23 protein-coding genes are annotated in these 22924 nt (G+C 71.4%); 20 read left to right on the plus strand and 3 right to left on the minus strand.

Going from position 1 to position 22924, the window contains the following annotated elements:
* Positions 1-3: 3 nt before the first annotated feature.
* Positions 4-1101 carry a polyprenyl synthetase family protein gene (locus FHX68_RS00845; protein WP_141378641.1) on the minus strand — a complete coding sequence of 366 codons (1098 nt, stop codon included), beginning with the start codon at positions 1099-1101 and terminating at the stop codon, positions 4-6.
* Positions 1102-1179: 78 nt separating this feature from the next.
* On the opposite strand from FHX68_RS00845, the gene FHX68_RS00850 reads away from it, so the two are divergent.
* The 10 genes from FHX68_RS00850 (at position 1180) to murG (ending at position 12192) form a co-directional block, all read left to right on the plus strand.
* A complete protein-coding gene (locus tag FHX68_RS00850; protein ID WP_141378643.1) occupies positions 1180-1569 on the plus strand; it encodes a DUF3040 domain-containing protein in 390 nt (129 codons plus the stop codon).
* A 180-nt stretch (positions 1570-1749) separates the two neighbouring features.
* Positions 1750-2181 carry a division/cell wall cluster transcriptional repressor MraZ gene (gene mraZ, locus FHX68_RS00855; protein ID WP_141378645.1) on the plus strand — a complete coding sequence of 144 codons (432 nt, stop codon included), beginning with the start codon at positions 1750-1752 and terminating at the stop codon, positions 2179-2181.
* Positions 2182-2278: 97 nt separating this feature from the next.
* Positions 2279-3238, plus strand: a complete 960-nt coding sequence (gene rsmH / locus FHX68_RS00860; RefSeq protein WP_174799050.1) for a 16S rRNA (cytosine(1402)-N(4))-methyltransferase RsmH — start codon at positions 2279-2281, stop codon at positions 3236-3238.
* The gene (ftsL, locus tag FHX68_RS00865; protein WP_141378649.1) at positions 3235-3849 is read left to right on the plus strand and encodes a cell division protein FtsL; all 615 of its coding nucleotides are present in this window, start codon (positions 3235-3237) and stop codon (positions 3847-3849) included. Before rsmH ends, ftsL begins: the two co-directional genes overlap by 4 nt.
* Before the next feature lie 4 nt (positions 3850-3853).
* Positions 3854-5668, plus strand: coding sequence for a peptidoglycan D,D-transpeptidase FtsI family protein (locus FHX68_RS00870; protein ID WP_141378651.1), 1815 nt, complete (start codon positions 3854-3856; stop codon positions 5666-5668).
* 31 nt (positions 5669-5699) lie between these two features.
* Complete coding sequence (locus tag FHX68_RS00875; protein WP_141378653.1) at positions 5700-7124, plus strand: UDP-N-acetylmuramoyl-tripeptide--D-alanyl-D-alanine ligase; 1425 nt, start codon at positions 5700-5702, stop codon at positions 7122-7124.
* Entirely contained in the window at positions 7121-8230 is a 1110-nt protein-coding gene (gene mraY / locus FHX68_RS00880; RefSeq protein WP_141378655.1) for a phospho-N-acetylmuramoyl-pentapeptide-transferase, read from the plus strand. The genes FHX68_RS00875 and mraY overlap by 4 nt, the downstream gene beginning before the upstream one ends.
* 14 nt (positions 8231-8244) lie before the next feature.
* Entirely contained in the window at positions 8245-9762 is a 1518-nt protein-coding gene (gene murD / locus FHX68_RS00885; RefSeq protein WP_244926826.1) for a UDP-N-acetylmuramoyl-L-alanine--D-glutamate ligase, read from the plus strand.
* Between the two features lie 19 nt (positions 9763-9781).
* Complete coding sequence (gene ftsW / locus FHX68_RS00890) at positions 9782-11080, plus strand: putative lipid II flippase FtsW (protein ID WP_373288664.1); 1299 nt, start codon at positions 9782-9784, stop codon at positions 11078-11080.
* A 23-nt stretch (positions 11081-11103) separates the two neighbouring features.
* Positions 11104-12192: an undecaprenyldiphospho-muramoylpentapeptide beta-N-acetylglucosaminyltransferase gene (gene murG / locus FHX68_RS00895; protein WP_141378659.1), complete on the plus strand. Its 1089-nt coding sequence runs from the start codon at positions 11104-11106 to the stop codon at positions 12190-12192.
* A gap of 26 nt (positions 12193-12218) precedes the next feature.
* On the opposite strand, the gene FHX68_RS00900 is transcribed toward murG, so the two are convergent.
* Both FHX68_RS00900 and FHX68_RS15400 read right to left on the minus strand, forming a co-directional pair.
* Entirely contained in the window at positions 12219-12587 is a 369-nt protein-coding gene (locus FHX68_RS00900; RefSeq protein ID WP_211345034.1) for a GntR family transcriptional regulator, read from the minus strand.
* Positions 12584-13195, minus strand: coding sequence for a hypothetical protein (locus FHX68_RS15400; RefSeq protein ID WP_211345035.1), 612 nt, complete (start codon positions 13193-13195; stop codon positions 12584-12586). Before FHX68_RS15400 ends, FHX68_RS00900 begins: the two co-directional genes overlap by 4 nt.
* Positions 13196-13514: 319 nt before the next feature.
* Here FHX68_RS15400 and murC point away from each other — a divergent pair, with 319 nt between their 5' ends.
* The 10 genes from murC to FHX68_RS00950 all read left to right on the plus strand — a co-directional run bounded on the left by murC (position 13515) and on the right by FHX68_RS00950 (position 22924).
* Complete coding sequence (gene murC / locus FHX68_RS00905; protein WP_141378663.1) at positions 13515-14930, plus strand: UDP-N-acetylmuramate--L-alanine ligase; 1416 nt, start codon at positions 13515-13517, stop codon at positions 14928-14930.
* Between the two features lie 3 nt (positions 14931-14933).
* Positions 14934-16040 (plus strand): FtsQ-type POTRA domain-containing protein, encoded by a 1107-nt coding sequence (locus FHX68_RS00910; RefSeq protein ID WP_141378665.1) that lies wholly within the window; start codon positions 14934-14936, stop codon positions 16038-16040.
* Between the two features lie 210 nt (positions 16041-16250).
* On the plus strand, positions 16251-17393 hold the full coding sequence (gene ftsZ, locus FHX68_RS00915; protein WP_141378667.1) for a cell division protein FtsZ: 1143 nt from the start codon (positions 16251-16253) through the stop codon (positions 17391-17393).
* Positions 17390-18079: a YggS family pyridoxal phosphate-dependent enzyme gene (locus FHX68_RS00920; RefSeq protein WP_141378669.1), complete on the plus strand. Its 690-nt coding sequence runs from the start codon at positions 17390-17392 to the stop codon at positions 18077-18079. The genes ftsZ and FHX68_RS00920 overlap by 4 nt, the downstream gene beginning before the upstream one ends.
* A 31-nt stretch (positions 18080-18110) precedes the next feature.
* Positions 18111-18575 (plus strand): cell division protein SepF, encoded by a 465-nt coding sequence (locus FHX68_RS00925; RefSeq protein ID WP_141378671.1) that lies wholly within the window; start codon positions 18111-18113, stop codon positions 18573-18575.
* A gap of 2 nt (positions 18576-18577) precedes the next feature.
* Positions 18578-18880: a YggT family protein gene (locus FHX68_RS00930; RefSeq protein WP_174799048.1), complete on the plus strand. Its 303-nt coding sequence runs from the start codon at positions 18578-18580 to the stop codon at positions 18878-18880.
* 110 nt (positions 18881-18990) lie between these two features.
* The gene (locus FHX68_RS00935; RefSeq protein ID WP_141378675.1) at positions 18991-19617 is read left to right on the plus strand and encodes a DivIVA domain-containing protein; all 627 of its coding nucleotides are present in this window, start codon (positions 18991-18993) and stop codon (positions 19615-19617) included.
* 8 nt (positions 19618-19625) lie between these two features.
* On the plus strand, positions 19626-20240 hold the full coding sequence (lspA, locus tag FHX68_RS00940) for a signal peptidase II (RefSeq protein ID WP_229661381.1): 615 nt from the start codon (positions 19626-19628) through the stop codon (positions 20238-20240).
* A 1-nt stretch (position 20241) separates the two neighbouring features.
* On the plus strand, positions 20242-21159 hold the full coding sequence (locus FHX68_RS00945) for an RluA family pseudouridine synthase (RefSeq protein ID WP_141378679.1): 918 nt from the start codon (positions 20242-20244) through the stop codon (positions 21157-21159).
* A gap of 67 nt (positions 21160-21226) precedes the next feature.
* Entirely contained in the window at positions 21227-22924 is a 1698-nt protein-coding gene (locus tag FHX68_RS00950; RefSeq protein WP_141378681.1) for a long-chain-fatty-acid--CoA ligase, read from the plus strand.

Consider the following 22924-nt stretch of genomic DNA (forward strand, 5'->3'; position numbering starts at 1 on the left):
CGCTCAGGCGGCGCGGGCGGTGGCGTCGCGCGAGAGCCGCAGCAGCCCCTGCGTGGCCTCGGTCCCGAGGTCCGCGCCGCGGAGCGCGTCGTCGGCCTCGGCGGCGCTGCGCGAGATGAGCTCCTCGACCCGGTCGAGCGCGCCCGAATCGCGGATCGTCTGCTGCAGAGCGGTGATCTGGGCGTCGTCGAGCGACGGGTCACCGAGCAGCGCGTCGAAGGCCGCGCGCGCCCCGGCATCCAGCGATTCGCGGGTGTAGGCGACGAGCACCGTGCGCTTGCCCTCGCGCAGGTCGTCGCCCGACGGCTTTCCGGTCACGGCGCTGTCGCCGAAGACCCCGAGCACGTCGTCGCGCAGCTGGAAGGCGAGCCCCAGCGGGTGGCCGAAGGCCGAGAGCGCGCGCGTCTGCGCGGCATCCGCGCCCGCCAGCGCCGCGCCGAGCAGGAGGGGATGCTGCACGGAGTACCGCGCGGACTTCAGTGACGCGACCCGGAGCGCCCGCTCGGCGTGCGTGTCGTCGGGCGACGTCACGTACGCGGCCTCCTCGGCGATGTCGAGGAACTGCCCGACCGTCACCTCGCGACGCATCAGCGCGTAGACCTCGCGCGCGGCCGCGGCGTGCTCGGCGGTGCGCAGGCCCGCCTCGAGCAGATCGTCGCTCCAGGCGACGAGCAGGTCGCCGAGCAGGATCGCGCCCGAGCGGCCGAACGCCGCGGCATCGCCCGCCCAGCCCGCCGCGCGGTGCGCGGCCTCGAGGGCGCGGTGCGCGGCGGGCCGCCCGCGGCGGGTGTCCGAGTTGTCGATGAGGTCGTCGTGCACGAGCGCCGCCGCGTGGAAGATCTCGAGCGCGGCCGCGGCGGCGATGACGTCGTCGCCGGGCACGGCGGGGGAGTCATCGGTCGAGCGCGTCTCGGCGACGGCCTGCCATCCGGCCAGGCAGAACCGCGCCCGCAGACGCTTCCCGCCGGTCAGCGCATCGGCGCCGGCACGCACGAAACCGGCCGCTTCCGCTCCCTCGGACGCCCACGTCGCGCTCTGGTCTGTCACGAAGCTAGCCAGTCGCTGGGAAACTGCCTCGATCGGGTCGTCGGAAGCCTGCACAGGCCTAGCCTAGTTCTCGGGTGCACGCGTAGAATCGTGGGCAACGGGACCCGCCCGCTACACCCGTCAGGGGGACGCATGCCGCTGTCAGAACAGGAGCAGCGCCTGCTCGACGAGATGGAACGCCATCTCATGAACAAGGACGCCGACGTCGTCAGCGCGCCTCGTGACGGGCAGACGCTCAGCTACCGCAACATCGTGTACGGCACGGTCCTCGTGCTCGTGGGCCTCGGCGGTCTGATCGTCGGCGTCTCGAGCGGGCTCATCGTCGTGGGCGTGCTCGCCTTCGTCGCCATGGTCGGCGGCGTCGTGCTCGCCGCGACCCCCGCCCGTCGCAGCGCGGGAGCGACGGATGCCGCGCACGCCGGGCGCACGCCGTCCGCCGGCGCCAAGAAGCAGACCGGCCCGTCGTCGTCGTTCATGGACCGCATGAACGATCGATGGGACAAGCGGCAGGGCGAGCGCTGATCGAGCGCACCTGACCGCACGCCGTCGGCACGGCGGCTCACACAGAAGCACCGACCTTCGGGTCGGTGTTTTTTTGCGTGCTGGGCGAGGATTCGCGCAGAAACGCATAGTGAAGTGGAGGGAAGTGGAGTAAAGTGGTGCGAACCTGAGGCGGGCCGGAGCGAAGGGGGGTGGTCGTGGATGCTGCTGGGCACCTACACCCCCAAGCTCGACGACAAGGGACGCGTGATCCTGCCGGCCAAGTTCCGCGCCGATCTCGGTGACGGCGTGGTCGTCACCCGCGGTCAGGAGCGCTGCCTCTACGTCTTCAGCACGAAGGAGTTCGAGCGGGTCTACGAGAAGATCCGCGAGGCGCCGCTGACCAACAAGCAGGCGCGCGACTTCCAGCGCATGTTCCTCTCCGGCGCGAGCGACGAGAAGCCCGACAGCCAGAGCCGCATCACCCTGCCGCCGCACCTGCGCGCCTACGCGAACCTCGGGCGCAAGCTCGTGGTGACCGGTGTCGGCGCGCACGCCGAGATCTGGGACGCAGAGGCGTGGAACGCCTACGCCGACAGCAACGAGGACAGCTACTCGGACATGGAGCAGGAGGTGATCCCGGGCCTCTTCTGACCCGTGACCGTGACTCCCAGCCGCACGCCCTGACACACTTCCCCGGTGCCAGGTCAGGCGGATGGGGATCAGGGCCACGGGTCACGGCCCCCGCATCATGAGCCACTCCGACATCCACACCCCGGTGATGCTCGAGCGCTGCGTCGAGCTGCTCGCCCCCGCGCTCGCGCAGCCGGGCGCGGTGCTCGTCGATGCCACCGAAGGCATGGGCGGGCACTCCGAGGCGCTCCTCGAGCGCTTCCCCGACATCCGGCTCATCGGCCTCGATCGCGACACCGACGCGCTCCGCATCGCGGGGGAGCGTCTGGCGCGCTTCGGCGACCGGGTCACGCTCGTGCACACCGTGTACGACGGGATCGCGGACGCCGTGGCATCCGCCGGCGTCTCGCGCATCGACGGCGTGCTGTTCGATCTCGGCGTCTCGTCGCTGCAGCTCGACGAGGCGGCGCGCGGCTTCGCGTACGCGCAGGACGCGCCGCTCGACATGCGGATGGACCAGACCGCGGGCACGACCGCCGCCGACATCGTCGCGACCTACGGCGAGGGGGACCTGCGCCGCATCTTCGAGCGCTACGGCGAGGAGAAGCTCGCCGGCCGCTACGCCCGCGCGATCATCGCCGCCCGCGCGGACGCGCCGATCGAGCGCACCGGACGGCTCGTCGACATCCTGATCGCCGCGACCCCCGCCGCCGTGCAGCGCGAGGGGCGCGGCCACCCCGCGAAGCGGGTGTTCCAGGCGCTGCGCATCGAGGTCAACGCCGAGCTGGCCGTGCTCGACCGGGCGATCCCCGCCTCGATGGACCTGCTCCGGGTCGGCGGACGGATCGTCGTGATGAGCTACCAGTCACTCGAGGACCGTCTCGTCAAGCGGGTGTTCGCGGATGCCTCGTCCTCCACCGCCCCGGCGGGGCTGCCCGTGGAGCTGCCCGAGCACGCGCCGCGCTTCCGCCTGCTCGTCAAAGGCGCCGAGCTCGCCTCCGACGAGGAGAAGGAGCGCAATCCGCGAGCCACCCCGGTGCGCCTGCGCGCCGCCGAACGTGTGAGGGAGGCGGCATGAGCGTGCCCGCAGAGCTCGACCTGCTGACCGATCACCTCGGCGCGTCCGCGCCGCGGCCGCCCGAGCGGGAGCGGCGCCTCCAGGCGCTGAAACGCCCCGAATCGCATCGTCGTCCACGACGCCCGCGGATGCTCTACGGGGTCGTCGCCGTCGCCGGCGCGGTGCTGATCGGCGCCGCGCAGATGGGGCTGTCGATCCTCACGACGCAGGCGTCGTACCAGCTCTCCGAACTGACCTCGCAGCAGCGCACGCTCGACTACCAGAAGCAGATGCTCACCGACTCGCTCGCCGGCCTCAGCTCACCGCAGTACTTGGCGGCCAACGCATCGGCGCTCGGCATGGTCACCGGTCAGGCGCCCACCTTCCTGCGGTTGAGCGACGCGACGATCATCGGCACCGCCGCCGGAGCGAGCGGGGCGAGCTCGGTCAACGCCCTCAGCCAGGCGGCGGTGGCGAACGCGCTCGTCGCCGGCGTGCCCCTCGTGTCCGATCCGGCGGCGAGCATCGGCGCGGGAAAGAGCGTCGCCGACGAGGCGATCGCCGCCTCGGCCGCCGATACATCGACACCCCCCGCCATCGCCGACGGTCTGCCGACCCCCGCCACACACTGAGATCATGACGACCCGCGCCACTCGCAGCCCTCGCCGTCGCTCCGTCGTCGCACTCGCCATCGTGCTGGTGGTCCTCGCCGCCTTCGTCGTGCGTCTCGTCGACATCCAGGTCGTGAACGCCAACGACCACATCAACGACGCGCAGTCGCTCGCGACCGGCGCGAAGCAGACCCTCTACGGCGCCCGCGGCGAGATCGTGGACACGAACGGCACGGTGCTGGCCACGAGCACGCTGCTCTACAACGTGCAGATCGACCCCATGCTCGCCGTGCAGGGGATCGCGAAGACCGATGCCGACGGCAACGTCGTCAAGGGCGCCGACGGCGAACCGGAGATGATCGGCTGGCCCGACCTCGCCGCGCGCATCGCGGCCGTCACCGGCCAGTCGGCCGCCGACGTGCAGAAGGTCGCCGACGACGCCGTCGCGGAGAACCCCGAGTCGCGGTTCGCCTACGTGAAGCAGTACGTGTCGACGGAGGAGTACCGGGCACTGGCGGACCTCAAGCTGCCGTTCCTGTCGTTCCCCCAGCATCCGTCGCGCACCTACCCCGACGGTGCGGTCGCCGGCAACATCCTCGGCTTCGTCGGGTCGGACGGCACCCCCCTCGAGGGCCTTGAAGACCTGCAGAACCAGTGCCTCGCCGCCACCGACGGCACCCGCACCTATCAGAGCGGTGCGGACGGGGTCACCATCCCCGGCACCGAGGTCGAGACCCCCGCCGTCAACGGCGGCACGCTGAAGCTCACGATCGACACCGACCTGCAGTGGTACCTGCAGCAGCTGATCGCCGAGGAGACCGCCCATTACCAGGCCGACTGGGGCGGGATCATGGTGATGGAGGTGAAGACGGGCAAGATCCGCGCGATCGCGGAGACCCCCACCGTCGACCCGAACGACCCCGGCGCCTCGGCCCCCGATGACCGCGGATCGCGCCTGCTGCGCGTCGCGTACGAGCCCGGATCGACGTTCAAGCCGGTGACCGCCGCGACCGCGATCGAGCAGGCCGGCCTCACCCCGACCTCGACGGTCGAGGTGCCCGACCGGATCGAGTTCCCCAGCGGGGCCGTCGTCAACGACTCCGAGAGCCACCCGACCGAGAACCTGACCCTCACCGGGGGTCTCGTCGAATCGTCCAACGTCGCGATGAGCCAGTTCGGCACGCTCGTGCCCGCCGATGTGCGTCAGGACTATCTGCAGCGGTTCGGAGTGGGCGGCGGCGACGCCCTGAACTGGTCGGGATCGCCGACGGCCGGATTCTCGTCCGACTCGAAGGACTGGGACAACCAGACCTACTACACGACCACGTTCGGTCAGGCGTTCACGGTGACCCCGACCCAGGTCGTCAGCGTCTTCCAGACGATCGCGAACGGCGGCGTGCGCCTGCCGGCCAGCCTCGTCGAATCCTGCACCGAGCCCGACGGCACGGTCGTGACTCCCGACGAGCCCGACCCCGTGCAGGTCATCAAGCCCGACACCGCGGCGCAGGTCTCGCAGATGCTCGAGAACGTCTACGCGCAGGGCACGCTGGCGCAGGACATCAACATCCCCGGCTACCGCCTGGCGGTCAAGACCGGAACGGCGCAGGTGCCCGATGGTGCCGGCGGCTACAAGGACGGGCTGTACATGACCTCGCTCGCCGGGTTCGCCCCCGCCGACGATCCGCAGTACGTTGTTCTGACGCTGTTCGATGAGCCCAAGACCAACCGGATGTCGTCCGCGAACCGGTCCGTCTTCAAGAAGGCCATGATGCAGGTGCTCACCCACTACCGCGTCATGCCGTCGAACTCGGCGACGCCGCTGCTGCCCGTGATGTATTGACGCGCCCCGTGCGCGTGAGGAACCCCCAGCCATGATCCGGATGACCCTCTCAGAGATCGCCGACGCCGTCGGCGGAACCCTTCACCTCGCCCGGGGCGATGGGCCCGAGACGGTCGTCAGCGGCGCCGTCGACACCGACTCCCGGGTGATCGGGACGGGCGACATCTTCGTCGCCAAGCCCGGCGAGGCCACCGACGGGCACCGTTTCGTCGGCGCCGCCGCCGAGGCGGGCGCTGCGCTCGCGGTCGTCGAGCACCTCGTCGAGACCTCCGAGGATGCCCCGGTGAGCCAGATCGTCGTCGCAGACGCCGTCGAGGCGCTGGCCGACCTCGCCCGCACCGTCGTCGCGCGCGTGCGCTCCGCCGGGGCGCTCCGGATCGTCGGGATCACCGGCTCGAACGGCAAGACGACGACCAAGAACCTCCTCGCCCGCATCCTGCAGGACGAGGGCGAGACGATCGCCCCGCGCGGCTCCTACAACAACGAGGTCGGCGCCCCGCTGACGATGCTGCGCGTCGAGGAGACCACGCGCTACCTGGTGAGCGAGTTCGGGGCATCCGGCCCGGGGGAGATCGCGCGCCTCGCGGGTCTCGTCACCCCCGACGTCGGCGTCGTGCTCATGGTGGGTCTCGCCCACGCCGGCGGGTTCGGCGGGGTCGAGGCGACGCAGAAGGCGAAGACCGAGCTCGTCGAGGCGATCCGCCCGGGCGGGGTCGCCGTGCTCAACGCCGACGATCCGCGCGTCGCCGCGATGGCGTCGGTCGCCGAGGCGCGAGGCGCCGCCGTGCGCTGGTTCGGCCGCGGACCGAGCGCCGAGATCCGCGCCGAAGACGTCGAGGTCACCGCCTCCGGAACGCGCTGCGTGATCGTCCGCGGGGCGGAACGGATGCCTCTGCACCTGCGCGTGCTCGGCGAGCACCACGTCATGAACGCCCTCGCCGCGATCGCCGCGGCGGGGGAGCTGGGCGTGTCGCTTCCGGACGCCGTGGCGCGCCTGGAGACCGTCGAGATCGCCGAGCGCTGGCGCATGCAGCCGCTCGGGTCGGAGCGCGTGCGGATCATCAACGACGCCTACAACGCGAGCCCCGACTCGATGTCGGCGGCGCTGCGCACCCTCGCGCAGATCACCGAGCCCGGCCAGCGCAAGGTGGCGGTGCTCGGCGCGATGAGCGAACTGGGCGAGTTCGCCGGCGAAGAGCACGACCGCATCGGTCTGCAGGCGGTGCGGCTGCGCATCGAGCGGATCGTCGTGGTCGGCCGCGACGCGCGCAGGCTCTATCTCGCCGCCGTCGGCGAAGGATCGTGGGACGGCGAAGCGGTGTTCTTCGAGACCGCCGACGAGGCGTACGAGTACCTCCTCGGTGAGCTGCGCGACGGCGACCGCGTGCTGGTGAAGTCGTCGAACTCGGCGGGCCTGCGTCATCTGGGCGATCGTCTGGGAGAATCGTTCTCGTGAGATCCCTGCTGACGGCCGCCACGATCTCACTCGCCTTCACCCTCTTCCTCACGCCGCTGTTCATCCGGCTGTTCGAGAAGCTCGGGTGGGGGCAGGTGATCCGCACCCCGGAGAACGCGCACAACCCGAACCATCAGGCCAAGCGCGGCACGCCCACCATGGGCGGCGTGATCTTCATCATCGGGTCGATCGTCGGCTACCTCGTCGGCACGCTCACCGGCGGAGCGCCGCCCTCGATCTCCGGCCTCCTCGTCATCTGGATGATGGTGGGTCTCGGCGCCGTCGGCTTCATCGACGACTACCTGAAGGTGCGCCAGCAGCGGAGCCTCGGTCTCTCCGGATGGCGCAAGGTCGTCGGCCAGGTGCTCGTCGCGGTGCCGTTCGGCATCGTCGCGCTGAACTTCCCCAACCGGGTCGCGCAGACCCCGGCATCCCCGTACATCTCGTTCTTCCGCGACATCCCGATGCTGTCGTTCCTCGCGCTCGGCGCGATCATCGGGTCGATCGCCTACCTCGTGTGGATCTCGTTCCTCTCCGTCGCCTGGTCGAACGCCACGAACCTCACCGACGGTCTCGACGGTCTCGCCACCGGCGCGGGGATCTTCACGATCTCGGCGTACAGCCTGGTGACCTTCTGGCAGTTCCAGCAGCGCTGCACGTCGGAGGCGCTCGTGGCCGCCTACCAGGCGGCCTGTTACGACACCCGCGACCCCATGGACCTCACGATCATCGCGGCGTCGTTCGTCGGCGCGCTCGTCGGCTTCCTGTGGTGGAACGCCCCGAAGGCGAAGATCTTCATGGGCGACGTCGGGTCGATGGCGATCGGTGGCGTCATCGTCGCGATGGCGGTGCTCTCGCGCACCGAGATCCTCTCGGCCATCATCGCCGGCGTCTTCATCATCGGCCCCGGCTCGGTCATCCTGCAGCGCGTGTACTTCAAAGCCACCGGCGGCAAGCGGCTGTTCCTGATGAGTCCGTTCCACCACCACCTCGAGATGCGCGGCTGGCCCGAGATCACTATCGTCGTGCGCATGTGGATCATCGCGGGGATGCTCGCCGTCACCGGAGTCGGGCTCTTCTACGTCGAATGGCTGGCCTCGCTGTGAGCGGCGACGACCGGATGAGCGGCGACGTGCGCGACCTCGACGCCCTGCGCAGCTGGCACGCCGACTGGCGCGGCCTGCGGGTCGCCGTGCTCGGCCTCTCGATGACCGGGTTCTCGGCCGCCGACACGCTCGCCGAGCTCGGCGCCGACGTGCTCGTGGTCACCGAGAAGGCATCCGAAGAATACGCGCGGCTCGTGCCCGTCATCGGCGCGCGGCTGGTCGTCGAGCCGCTGCAGGAGGTGCCCGCCGCCCTCGTCGAGTTCGCCCCCGAGGTGATCGTCGCGTCTCCCGGGTTCGCACCGCACCACCCGCTCATCCGGTGGGCGCAGGCGTCGGGCATCGCCCTGTGGGGCGACGTCGAGCTCGCCTGGCGCGTGCGCGACAAGGTGCTCCGTGCCGACGGCTCGCCCGCCGACTGGGTGCTCGTCACGGGAACCAACGGCAAGACGACCACGACGCGCCTCACCGCCTCGATGCTGGTCGCCGGGGGACTGCGCGCCGCACCGGTCGGCAACATCGGTGTGCCGGTGCTCGACGCTGTGCGCGACCCGGCCGGCTTCGACGTGCTCGTCGTCGAGCTCTCCAGCCATCAGCTCTGGTACCTCTCCCTGCAGACCGGCGAGGGCGCGCTCTCGCCGTACGCGAGCGTGTGCCTCAACCTCGCCGACGACCACCTGCAGTGGCACGGCTCGGCACGGGCCTACCGCGACGCGAAGGCCGTCGTCTACCAGAACACGCGGATCGCCTGCGTCTACAACAAGGCCGACGTCGCCACCCGCGAGATGGTCGAAGAGGCGGATGTGGTCGAGGGATGCCGCGCCATCGGCTTCGACCTCGGAGTGCCGGGCCCGAGCGACGTAGGCCTCGTCGACGGCATCCTCGTCGACCGCGCCTTCCTCGACGACCGGCACACGAGCGCCCTCGAACTGACGACGCTCGACGACCTGGCATCCGTCGGTCTCGCCGCGCCGCACATGGTCGCGAACATCCTCGCCGCCTCCGCGCTGGCCCGCTCGCTCGACGTGTCGCCCGGGGCGATCAGAGACGCCCTCGGGGGCTTCCGTCTCGACCCGCACCGCATCGAGGTCGTCGCCGTCTCATCCGGAGTCACCTGGGTCGACGATTCGAAGGCCACGAACCCGCACGCCGCCGCCTCGTCGCTCGCCGCGTTCCCGGGCGCCGTCTGGGTCGTCGGCGGCGACCTCAAGGGCGTCGACATCTCCGACCTCGTCGCCGCGCGCGGTGCGGGGGTGCGCGCCGCGATCGTGATCGGCGTCGATCGGGCGGGCATCGTCGAGGCGTTCGGGCGACACGCGCCTGCCATTCCGCTGTTCGAGGTCGACCACACACAGACTGAAGACGTCATGGCGCAGGTCGTCGAACTGGCGGCGGGAATCGCCCGTGACGGAGACGTGGTCCTCCTCGCTCCGGCCGCGGCATCCTTCGATCAGTTCACGTCCTACTCCGACCGCGGCACCCGCTTCGCGCGGGCCGTGCACGACAGGATCGGCGAGCAGCCCTCGGCCGAATAGACGGAGGACGGAGGTGCCGGTGGCAACGACCACGACCGGGCGCCGTCCGCTGACGACCGCGCCCACGAACACGCGCGAGGACGCGCCGGCGGTGGATGCCTCGGGCGAGACCGGCACCGGATTCGCCGCCCGCGTCTCACTCGGCCGCGTGTTCGCGCCGGTGCCGAGCGAGTTCCTCCTCATCGCCTCCACGGCGCTGATCCTCACCGGCTTCGGTCTCATGATGGTCCTCTCGGCCACCATGGCGACCTCCGTCGCCGCCGGTGACAGCCCGTTCGAGGTCGTCATGAAGCAGGCGGCGTTCGCGATCATCGGCATCCCGCTGATGTTCCTCTGCAGCCGGATGCCGGTGCGCTTCTGGAAGAAGATCGCCTGGCCGGCGCTCATCCTCGCGACGCTCTTCCAGCTCCTCGTCTTCATCCCCGGTCTGGGTGTGACCAACGACGGAAACCAGAACTGGATCCAGATCGCGGGTTTCCAGGCGCAGCCGTCGGAGTTCCTGAAACTCAGCCTCGCGCTGTGGCTCGGCTACGTGCTCTACCGCAAGCAGTCGCTGCTGCGCTCGTGGAAGCACGTGTTCATCCCGGTCGTGCCGGTCGGCGGCCTCGTCATCGGGCTCGTCGCGGTCGGCAGCCACGACCTCGGCACCGGCCTGATCCTCATGGCCATCCTGCTCGGATGCCTCTTCTTCTCCGGTGTGCGCCTGCGCATGTTCCTCGTGCCGCTCCTCCTCGTCATCTTCGCGGCGGTGTACTTCGCCGTGACGAGCCCGAACCGCATGGCGCGCATCATGAGCAGCCTCGTGAACTTCGACTCGACCGCCTGCTACAACGCCGCCGTCGGCGACTGCTACCAGGCGGTGCACGGGGTGTGGGCGCTCGCGAACGGCGGACTGTTCGGCCTGGGGCTCGGCAACTCGCGCGAGAAGTACGGGTGGCTCCCCGCCAAGTCGAACGACTACATCTTCGCCATCCTCGGCGAGGAGCTGGGGCTCATCGGCTGCGCCGTCGTGCTCGTGCTGTTCACCCTCTTCGCGGTCGGCGCGTTCCACATCATCCGCAAGACCCACGACCCGTTCATCCGCATCGTCTCGGGCGGCATCATCGTGTGGATCGTCGGTCAGGCGATCGTGAACACGGGCGTCGTGCTCCGCCTCTTCCCGGTGCTGGGCGTGCCGCTGCCGTTCCTCTCGCAGGGCGGCACGTCGCTCCTCTCGGTGCTCCTCGCCTGCGGCGTGCTGCTCTCGTTCGCCCGCACCCTGCCCCAGCCCCCCGCCGCGGCGCCCGCCGTCGCCGCGCCCGCACGCCGCGTCCGCTGAGCCCGCACGAGTAGGCTCGGCGGGTGACCCCGCACGCTTCGACGACGTACCTCCTGGCCGGCGGCGGCACCGCCGGGCACGTGAACCCGCTCCTCGCCGTGGCCGACGCGCTACGCGCGCGGGAGCCCGAGGCATCCGTTCTCGTCCTCGGCACGAAGGAGGGGCTCGAGGCGCGCCTCGTCCCCGAGCGCGGCTACGAGCTGCTCATCGTCGACAAGGTGCCCTTCCCGCGACGCCCGAACGCGGCGGCGGTGCGGTTCCCGGTGGCCTGGTCGCGCGCGGTCGCGCAGGTGCGCCGGCACATCCGGGAGCGCGGCGTCGACGTCGTCGTCGGGTTCGGCGGCTACGCCTCGGCGCCCGCCTACGTCGCGGCGCGACGCGAAGGCATCCCGTACGTGGTGCACGAGGCGAACGCGCGGCCGGGCCTCGCGAACGTGCTCGGGGCGCGGCGGGCGGCCGGCACCGGGGTCGTCTTCGAGGGCACGCCGCTGCGCGGTGCGCGCGTGGTCGGCATGCCGCTCCGGCGCGAGATCGTCGACCTCGACCGCGCGGCGCTCCGCGCCGAGGCGGCCGCGGCGTTCGGGCTGGATGCCACGCGGCCGGTGCTCCTCGTCTTCGGCGGGTCGCTCGGGGCGCGGCGTCTCAACGAGACCCTGGCCGAGGCGTGGCCGGAGATCGTCGCCGCGGGGTGGCAGATCCTGCACGCGGCGGGGGAGCGCAACGAGATCGTCGACAGCGCGCACCCCGACTACCGTGTCGTGCCGTACCTCGACCGCATGGACCTGGCGTTCGCCCTCGCCGACGTCGTCGTCGCGCGTTCGGGTGCGGCGACGGTGAGCGAGGTGACCGCGCTCGGCATCCCCGCCGTGTACGTGCCCTACGCGGTCGGCAACGGCGAGCAGGCGCTCAACGCGGCCGCGGCGGTGCGCGCGGGCGCGGCCCGACTCATCCCCGACGGGGAGTTCACCCCCGACCGCGCGCGCCAGGAGGTGGTGACGCTGCTGAGCGACCCCGAGGCCCTCGCCGCGATGCGCGCCGCCACCGCGACCGTCGGCACCCGCGCCGGCACCGAGAACGTCGTCGCGATGATCGACGAGGCCCTCGGCCCCTGACGGCTCCGCCTGGCGGGCCGCGCTCCTCAGGAGGGTGTGGGCTCGCTGCGCAGTGCGGCGGTGACGTACGCGATCGCCTCGTCCGTCGTCAGGCGCAGCGCCCGCACCCGTTCGGCGAACGCCCACGCGGCCTGCTGGGCGAGCCGGGTCGCGTCGTCGGCGGTCGCCGCCACGAAGGTGCCGTTGCGCCCGCGCGTCTCGATCACGCCGTTCGTCTCGAGCTCGCGGTAGGCGCGCGCCACCGTGCCCGGCGCGAGACCGAGATCGTCGGCCAGGCGACGCACCGTCGGCAGGCGCGAACCGGGCGCGAGCTCGCCGGCCGACACGGCGCCGAACAGCTGCTCCCGCAGCTGCTCGTACGGGGGGACGGGTGAGCGCGGATCGATGACGATCACGATGCCTCGAGGGGGAATCGCTGCGGGGTCGCGGGGCGCAGATCCGCGGCGAGGCCGCGCCCGTCGGCGGGGAGAACGCGACCGAGGGCGAGCTGCAGCCAGGACGCGACGATGAACAGAAGGCCCGACCATCCACCGTGAGCGGGAATGTAAGCGCTGATCGTGCAGGCGGCGGCGAACAGGCCGATCGACGAGACGGCGAGGCGGACGGTGTTCATCGATGCCGTCCGCACGACGTCGTCCCACGCGAGATCGACGGGCGTGCTCTCGCGCTGCGGTGAGGCGAGGATGCGCCGGTCGAGGAGGGGCAGGGCGGTGCACGCGCCGAGCGCCACGACGCTCCCGATGACCCCGCCGAGGAGGAAGGCCGGTTGCAGCGGAGTGTTCCGTGCGACCGTGCTCGCCACAACCGCAGCGGCAGTGATGACGGCGGCGCCGAGGGCGAGGATCCACGGCAGCGCGATGCGACCGCGCCCGAGATAGTCGACGGCGCGGAGGGCGCGCACGTGCGCGACGCGCGGGGCGCCCGGCTCGGGGGTGAACACGGGTCGGCGGACGACGATGAATGCGTCGGCGATGACGACGGCGATCATCACCGGCAGAATCACGGCCAAGACGAACGTGGTCCCGGAGCCGAGCGGTGTGAGCAAGAGAGGGGCGCAGGCAGCGAGCGCGATGAGCACCGCGATCAGCTCCGCGATCGACTGACGTCGGAACCTCGCTGCCAGCTGGGTGCCCGTCCGCTCGTCGAGCGGGAGCCCGGACCGCTCCGCGAGGTGAGGCCGGTGTCGCTCATGACTCTTTTGTATGCGCTTTGTATCAATGTGTCAATACAATTCCATCGCCGATGGACGGTGTGTGCCCGACCTTCGACGCCAGCGCGCCGCAGCGCCTGGTCCGCGCGGGCCGACCTAGACTTGTCGGGCCATGATTCGACCCGACCTGACCCTCCCGATCCCCGACGAGATCACCGCCGCGCACTTCATCGGCATCGGCGGCTCCGGCATGTCGGGGCTCGCGGGGATGTTCCTCGACCGTGGCATCCGGGTGTCGGGTTCGGACCGTGCCGACAGCGCGGCCCTCCGCGCGCTCGCCGCGCGCGGCGCCGACGTGCACGTCGGGCACGACGCGGCGAACCTGCCGGACGACGCCGACACCGTCATCCACACCGGCGCGATCTGGCCGGAGAACCCCGAGTTCCTCCTCGCCAAGGAGCGCGGCCTGCACGTCATCCACCGCTCGCAGGCCCTGCACTGGCTGATCGGCGGTCGTCGCCTCGTGAGCGTCGCCGGCGCGCACGGCAAGACGACCTCGACGGGCATGATCGTCACGGCCCTCCGCGCCCTCGCCACCGCCCCCACGTTCGTCAGCGGGGGAGTGATCGCCGACCTCGGCGTCTCAAGCGGCACCGGCTCCGACGACCTGTTCGTCATCGAGGCCGACGAGTCGGACGGCACGTTCCTGCTCTACGACACGTCGATCGCGCTCATCACGAACGTCGACCCCGACCACCTCGACCACTGGGGCACCCGCGACGCGTTCTACGACGCGTTCGTGCGCTTCGGCGACGACGCCCGCGAGGCCGTCGTGATCAGCGCCGACGACCCCGGCGCGGCCCGGGTGCGTGCGGCGCTCAGCCACCCGCACGTGGTGACCTTCGGTGAGGATGCCTCCGCCGACGTGCGCGTCTCGGACATCACCACCGAGGGCCCGGTCTCGTTCACCCTCACGCACCAGGGCGTCTCCGCCCCGGGTCGGCTCGCCGTCCCCGGCGCGCACAACGCGGTCAACGCGGCCGGTGCGGTCGCGGTGCTGCTCACCCTCGGCTACGACCTCGAGCCGGCCCTGCGCGCCGTCGAGGGATTCGCGGGAACGGTGCGCCGGTTCGAGCTGCACGGCGTGCGCCGGGGCGTGAGCGTGTACGACGATTACGCGCATCACCCCACCGAGGTCGCCGCGGCCCTCGCCGCCGCCCGGAGCGTCGTCGGTGCGGGGCGCCTCATCGCGATCCAGCAGCCCCACACCTACTCGCGCACGCAGGAGATGTACCGCGAGTTCGCCGAGGTGCTCGAGGCGGCCGCGGACCACACCGTCATGCTCGACGTGTACGGCGCCCGCGAAGACCCGGTGCCGGGCGTGACCGGAGCGCTCGTCAGCGACGCGTTCGCCGACCCCGAGCACGTGCACTACGTGCCCGACTGGCAGCAGGCCGCCGACTACACGGCATCCATCGCCCGACCGGGCGACTACGTCATCACGCTCGGCTGCGGCAACGTCTACCAGATCATCCCGCAGGTGCTCGAGGCCCTCGCGGCCGAGCCCGCCGTCGAGACCGGGGCGTAGCGGATGCGCCGGCCCGGCCCGATCCCCGCGGAAGAGGCCGCGCGGCACGAGCCCGCCCGCCGCCCCGCGCGCGGTCGATCGGCGGATGCCTCCGCGTCCCGCGTCTCCGCCGCCGAGCCCACGGCGGAGAGCGCCGACGACGCGGCGGTCGACGAGCTGTTCGGCGGGCCCGACCTCCTGCCCGCACCCCGTCCACTCGGCAGCCCGGCCCGTCCTGCGCCGTCGGCCACCGCGACCGCGCCGACGCGTCCGCGCGTGGACACGCCCGCAGGCCGGCCCGCGGCGGACGGTCGACCGGGCGGTATCGGCCCTGCGGCGGACGACGACGACGACTCGGCCGCCGATGGCATCGGCGTGCGCGACGTGTGGGCAGCGGCCCGCGCGCGTCGTCGCGCGCTCCGTGCCGAGGTGCGCCGCTTCACGGTTCGCCAACGCCGTCGCCGCCTGCTGTGGGGCGTCTCGCTCGCCGCGCTGCTGCTGCTCGTGCTCGGCACGATCGGCGCGGCCTACAGTCCGCTCTTCGCCGTCGACAAGGTGAGCGTCGTCGGCACGAGCAGCCTCGATGCCGCCACCGTGGAGACCGCGCTCGCCGGCCAGCTCGGCACCCCGCTGCCGCTCGTCGACTCGTCGGCGGTCAAGGCCGTGCTCGTCGCCTTCCCGCTCGTCGAGTCGTACACGCTCGAGGCGCGGCCGCCGCACGAGCTCGTCGTCCGGATCGTCGAGCGCACCCCGATCGGCTCGATCCGCTCCGCAGCGGGGTACACGCTCGTGGATGCCGCGGGGGTCGCGCTCTCGACGACGCCCGATCCGGCGCCCGGGCATCCGGTGATCGTCGCCTCCGGCGGCGTGGGGTCGGAGGCCTTCCGGGCCATCGGCACCGTCTTCCGCTCCCTCCCCGCCGACATCCGCGCGCAGGTCACCGACATGACGGCGACGACCGCGAACGACGTCACCCTCACGCTCGGCGGCACCGGCACCGAGGTCGTCTGGGGCAACGCCGACGACTCGGCGTACAAGGCCGTCGTGCTCGCCAAGGCGATGACGGCGCGCCCGCCGGACGGCGTCTCGAGCTACGACGTGTCGTCGCCGAACGCCGTCGTCATGCGCTGACCCCGCTCGCGATCTGTCGCCCCGATCGGCGACGGCTGCCGGTTCTCCGACCGGTGCACGGGTTTCTGCGCGACACGCCCACCGCCTCGCCGGACGCGGCATCCGTGCCGCTTACTTTCAATCAAGGAATTGCATACTCGGCAATTCTTTAAACCTCAACTTGAGGTTCAAGGTTTGACAGTCAGGGTTCGGGACACAATGGAGGCCGGCATGAGCCAGAACCAGAACTACCTCGCGGTGATCAAGGTCGTGGGTGTGGGTGGCGGCGGCGTGAACGCCGTCAATCGGATGATCGAGCTCGGGCTGCGGGGCGTCGAGTTCATCGCCGTCAACACCGACGCGCAGGCGCTGCTGATGAGCGACGCCGACGTGAAGCTCGACGTGGGCCGCGAGCTCACGCGCGGACTCGGTGCGGGCGCCGACCCCGAGGTCGGTCGCCGTGCTGCGGAGGACCACGCCGAGGAGATCGAGGAGGCCCTCGCGGGCGCCGACATGGTCTTCGTCACGGCGGGCGAGGGCGGCGGCACCGGCACCGGCGGCGCGCCCGTCGTCGCGCGGATCGCCAAGTCGATCGGCGCCCTGACCATCGGTGTCGTGACGCGTCCGTTCTCGTTCGAGGGTCGACGCCGGCAGAGCCAGGCAGAGGCGGGTGTCAACAAGCTCAAGGAAGAGGTCGACACCCTCATCGTCGTGCCGAACGACCGTCTCCTCGAGATCAGCGACCGCGGCATCTCGATGATCGAGGCGTTCGCCACCGCCGACCAGGTGCTCCTGGCCGGCGTGCAGGGCATCACCGACCTCATCACGACGCCGGGTCTCATCAACCTCGACTTCGCCGACGTCAAGTCGGTGATGCAGGGGGCGGGCTCCGCGCTCATGGGCATCGGCTCCGCCCGCGGCGCCGACCGGGCGATCAAGGCGGCCGAGCTCGCCGTCGAGTCGCCCCTGCTCGAGGCATCCATCGAGGGCGCGCACGGCGTGCTGCTGTCGATCCAGGGCGGCTCGAACCTCGGCATCTTCGAGATCAACGACGCCGCGCAGCTCGTGCGCGAGGCGGCGCACCCCGAGGCGAACATCATCTTCGGAACGGTCATCGACGACACGCTCGGCGACGAGGTGCGGGTCACCGTCATCGCCGCCGGCTTCGACGGCGGCGAGCCGCAGGCGCGCATCGAGCCGATCACGACGCAGCGTCCCGCCGTCGCACCGGTCGTGCCGGCGGTGCCGGCCGACGAGGCGGCCCGGGTCGCCGACGCGGGGGAGCGCGAAGCGGTGACGGTGTCGGCCTCGACCGACTCGCACGAGTCCGTCTACGGCGCCGACGACCTGGACATCCCCGACTTCCTCAAGTGAGCTCCACGCTGGCGCAGCGGCTCGCCGACGTCGACGCGCGCATCGCCGATGCCGCGCGGTCGGCGGGCCGCGACCCGGCGGAGCTCACGCGCATCGTCGTGACGAAGTTCCACCCGGCGCAGCTGGTCGTGGACCTCGCCGCGCTCGGCGTGCGCGACGTCGGCGAGAACCGGCAGCAGGAGATCACCGCCGAGCGCGCCGAGCTCGCCGACCTCGACGGAGTGCGCTGGCACTTCATCGGCCAGGTGCAGACGAAGAAGGCGCGGGCCGTGCGCGCGGCATCCGACGCCGTCCACTCGGTCGACCGCGACCGTCTCGCCGATGCGCTGCACGCCGCCGACCCGGACGGCAACCCGCTGGATGTCTGCGTGCAGGTGAACCTCACCGACGACCCCGGCCGCGGGGGAGTGGCGCCCGCCGGCACGGCCCGGCTCGCCGAGCACATCGCCGCGCGCTGTCCGTCGCTGCGGCTGCGCGGGGTCATGGCCGTCGCGCCGCTCGGCGAGGCCCCGGCGGCGGCGTTCACCCGCCTTGCCGCCTCCGCCGACGCCGTGCGCGCGGTGGTGCCGGATGCCGCGTGGATCTCCGCGGGCATGTCGGGCGACTTCGCCGAGGCGATCGCCGCGGGCGCGACACACCTGCGGATCGGTACGGCAATCACGGGCGCGCGCCCCGCCCACGGTTAACCTCGACACAGACGAGCAAACGGAGGATGCGATGTCGAACCCGCTCAAGAAGACCATGGTGTACCTGGGCCTCGCCGACGAGGAAGAGGTGTACGACGAGCCGGTCGCCGAGGCGCCCGTGCGCCGCGAGCGCACCGAGCGTGTCGTCGAGAAGGCGGCTCCCGTGACGCCGCTGCACCGCCCCGCCGTCGTGCGTCAGCCCACGGCCGGCACGGTGAGCGAGATCCTGACCGTCCACCCCAAGCAGTACCGTGACGCGCAGCTGATCGCCGAGAACTTCCGCGACGGCATCCCCGTCATCATCAACCTGTCGCAGATGAGCGACGCCGACGCGCGCCGTCTCATCGACTTCGCGAGCGGTCTGTCGCTGGGTCTCTACGGGCGCATCGAGCGGGTCACCAGCAAGGTGTTCCTGCTCTCGCCCGAGAACGTCGCGATCTCGGGCGACGGCACCCTGGCGCCGGCCGACCCCGAGGCGGCACCCTTCGCGCAGTAGTCGTGCAGTTCATGAGCCTGGCGGCGGCCGTCCTCAACACGCTGCTGCTGATCTACCTGCTGTTCCTGCTCGCCCGTCTCATCCTCGAGTACATCCCGATCTTCAACCGCGAGTGGCGGCCGAAGGGATTCGGCCTCGTGCTCGCCGAGGTCGTCTACACCGTCACCGATCCGCCGTTGCGCTTCTTCCGGCGGTTGATCCGGCCGCTGCGGATCGGACCGATCGCGCTCGACCTCGGTTTTCCGATCACGATGCTCGTCGTGTTCGTGCTCCTGTCGATCACGGGTGCCATCGCCCGCATGTGACGGGCTTCTCGCACGCCTCAGGTGTGCGGACTATGCTGTTCCAGTACCGGACCGCGGATCGCGGTCCGCCCCGATCGGTTCGCGTCGTGAGCCCCGAAAGAGGAAACACCATGGCTTTGACCCCCGAAGACGTCGTCACCAAGCAGTTCCAGCACGTCCGCTTCAAGGAGGGCTTCGACCCGGACGAGGTCGATGACTTCCTCGACGAGATCGTCGTCGAGTGGCGCAAGACGATCGCCGAGAACGAGGAGCTCAAGGCGCGCGTCGCCGAGCTCGAGTCGGGCGCAGCGGCCGCCGCCGCTCCGGTCGCCGTCGTCGAGACCGCGCCCGAGGCCGTCGTCGAAGAGGTTCCCGCTCCGGTCGCCGCGGCTCCCGCCACCGGTGGTGCCGCCGCCTCGGCCGGCATCATCGAGCTCGCCCAGCGCCTGCACGACGAGCACGTCGCCGAGGGCCAGGCCCAGCGCGACAAGCTGATCTCCGACGCCCAGGCCCAGCGCGACAAGCTGATCTCCGACGCCCAGGCCGAGGCCGCCTCGATCCTCGCCGACGCCGAAGCCAAGGGCCGCGACGAGGTCGCCCGCCTCGACGCCGAGCGCGCGACCCTCGAGACCCGCATCAGCGAACTGCGTCAGTTCGAGCGTGACTATCGCTCGCAGCTGCGCGGCTTCATCGAGGAGAAGCTGCGCGACCTCGACGTCGCCGGCGCGACCTCGGGCTCGTCCGTCTCGGCTTCCTGAGCGGGCCGGTGGAAGGCCGCACACGACGACTGCGTCCCACGACGGCCGGCATCGTCATCGCGATCCTCGCGGTGGTGGTGCTGGCCGTCGACCAGTTCACGAAGCATCTCGCTCTGCAGAACCTGCCGTATCAGCAGATCGTCCCGGTATGGGGCGATGTGCTGCAGTTCTATCTGACGCGCAACTCCGGCGCGGCGTTCTCGCTCGGCGAGGGTGTCACCTGGGTGTTCACGATCGTCCTCGCGACCGCCGCGCTGCTCATCGTCTTCCTCGCCGCCACGCGGGTGCGCGGGCGCTGGTGGGCGATCGTCCTGGGGCTCCTCATCGGAGGCATCCTCGGCAACCTCACCGACCGCCTGCTGCGCGAGCCCGGCTTCGCGATCGGCCATGTCATCGACTTCATCTACACCCCGTGGATGATGCCGGCGATCTACAACGTCGCCGACATGTTCATCGTCACGATGATGATCTGCGTCGCCCTGCTGGTGCTCCTCGGCGTGCGCCTCGACGGCACGCGTGAGCCGCGCGCCGTGAAGGAGACTCCGGCCGCCGACACCGCCGCGACCGACGACGCCGCTGCGGACGACGCGGATGCCTCGACCGCGCGTCGCACGGACCTCTAGCGTGCCCTCCCGCAGCTTTCCCGTCCCCGAAGGACTCGATGGAGTCCGCGTCGACGCGGCCCTCGCGAAGCTGCTCGGCTTCTCGCGCACCTTCGCCGCGGACGTCGCCGAGTCGGGCGGCGTGCGGCTGGACGGCCGCGCCCTCGGCAAGAGCGACAAGCTGCGCGCCGACTCGTGGCTCGACGTCGACTGGCAGGAGCGCCGCGAGCCCGAGATCGTGCCGATCGCCGTGCCCGACCTCGGCATCGTCTACGACGACGACGACATCGTGGTCGTCGACAAGCCCGCCGGGGTCGCCGCGCATCCCTCCGTGGGCTGGGAGGGTCCGACCGTGCTCGGTGCCCTCGCCGCGGGCGGCTACCGCATCGCGACGACCGGTGCCGCCGAGCGCCAGGGTGTCGTGCACCGCCTCGACGTCGGCACGAGCGGGCTCATGGTCGTCGCCAAAAGCGAGCGCGCCTATACCGCGCTCAAGCGCGCGTTCAAGGAGCGCGAGGTCGAGAAGATCTACCACGCCGTCGTGCAGGGTCACCCCGATCCGCTCGCCGGCACGATCGACGCGCCGATCGGGCGGCACCCTTCGCACTCATGGAAGTTCGCCGTGACGCCGGACGGCAAGGACTCGATCACGCATTACGAGACGATCGAGGCCTTTCCCTCGGCATCCCTGCTCGAGATTCATCTCGAGACAGGACGCACCCACCAGATCCGCGTGCACATGGCGGCGCACCGGCATCCGTGCGTCGGCGATCCGCTGTACGGCGCCGACCCGACCCTGTCGGCCCGGCTCGGGCTCACCCGGCAGTGGCTGCACGCGCACGAGCTCTCGTTCGCGCACCCGGTGACGACGGAGTGGGTGACGTTCACGAGCGACGACCCGGCCGACCTCGCCCACGCGCTCGAGGTGCTGCGCGGCTAAGCCCCGGCGGGTCTCGACGCCCGAACGCATGCCCCTGCGCGCACGCTCGGGTGTCTACGCTCGGAGCATGGATCAGCTCAGCGCACGCCCGTGGCTCGCCGCCTACGCCGACGGGGTGCCCGCCGAGATCGAGCCGGTCACGCAGACCCTCGTCGACATGCTCGACGACGCCGTCGCCCGCTACCCTCGCCGCCCGGCGCTGGAGTTCTTCGGCGCGGTGACCACCTATCGCGAGCTCGGGGAGGAGGTCGCCCGCGCCGCGGCGGGGCTCTGGCGCCTCGGCGTGCGGGCGGGTGACCGGGTGGCGCTGATCCTGCCGAACGCCCCGCAGCACGTCGTCGCGTTCTACGCGGCGCAGCGCCTCGGCGCGATCGTCGTCGAGCACAATCCCCGCTACACGCCGCCCGAGCTCCGCCACCTGTTCGAGGTGCACCACGCGAAGGTCGCGATCGTGTGGGACGCGGTCGCCGACGTCGTCGCGGAGTTCCCCTCCGACATCCGTCCGCAGCACATCGTCGCGGTGACGCTGCCGGATGCCATGCCGTGGCGTCTGCGGGCGCTCCTCCGCCTGCCCGTGCGCTCGGCGCGGGAGAAGCGGGCCGCGCTCACCGCGCGCCCGACCGCGAAGGGCATCCTGCCGTGGGCGAAGCTCGGCCGGCGCCGCCTGCCGAAGGCGGCGAGCCGTCCGACCCTCGACGACACCGCGGTGCTGCAGTTCACGAGCGGCACGACGGGGCGCCCGAAGGCGGCAGTGCTGAGCCACCGCAACCTCCGCTCGAACGCGGCGCAGTCGGTCGCCTGGGTGCCGGACCTCGTCCTCGGCCGTGAGGTGTTCTACGGCGTGCTGCCGCTCTTCCACGCCTACGGGCTGACCCTGTGCCTCACGACCGCGCTGTCGATCGGCGCGCGGATCGTGCTCTTCCCGACCTTCGACGTCACGATGACCATCGACGCGATCCGGCGGACGCCCCCCACGTTCCTCCCGGCCGTGCCGCCGATCTACGACGCCCTCGCGCGGGCGACGGTGCGCCAGAAGGTCGACCTGTCGACGCTCCGCAACGCGATCTCGGGCGCCATGGCCCTCCCGGCATCCACCGTGCAGCGCTGGGAGGCGGCGACCGGAGGCATCCTCGTCGAGGGGTACGGCATGACCGAGTCCTCGCCGATCAGTCTCGGCAACCCGATGGGACCGCGCCGGCGCGTCGGCACCGTGGGGGTGCCGTTCCCGAGCACCGAGATCCGGGTGGTCGACCCCGACGATCCCACCGCCGACCGTCCGCTCGGCGAGCCGGGCGAACTGCTCGTGCGGGGGCCGCAGGTCTTCCAGGGGTACTGGAACCAACCCGACGAGACCGCGCGCACCCTGCTCGAAGGGGGCTGGCTGCGCACCGGCGACATCGTGACGGCGGATGCCGACGGCTTCATCACGGTCGTCGACCGGCTGAAGGAGCTCATCATCTCGGGCGGCTTCAACATCAGCCCGAGCGAGGTGGAGCAGGCGCTCATGCTGCATCCCGACGTCGTCGACGCCGCCGTCGTCGGGCTGCCGCGCGCCTCGGGCGACGAGCAGGTCGCCGCCGCGGTGGCGCTGCGCGACGGGGCGGTCTTCGACGACGATGGGATCCGCGAGTGGACCCGCGGTCACCTCACCGGGTACAAGGTTCCGCGCACCATCGTCGAGTTCGACGAACTGCCGCGCTCCCTGGTGGGCAAGGTGCAGCGCCGCGAGGTGCGCGAAGAGCTGCTGCGGCGGCGCGGTCAGTAG

Source organism: Microbacterium lacticum (assembly GCF_006716815.1).
In the GTDB taxonomy this organism is placed as follows: Bacteria; Actinomycetota; Actinomycetes; order Actinomycetales; family Microbacteriaceae; genus Microbacterium; species Microbacterium lacticum.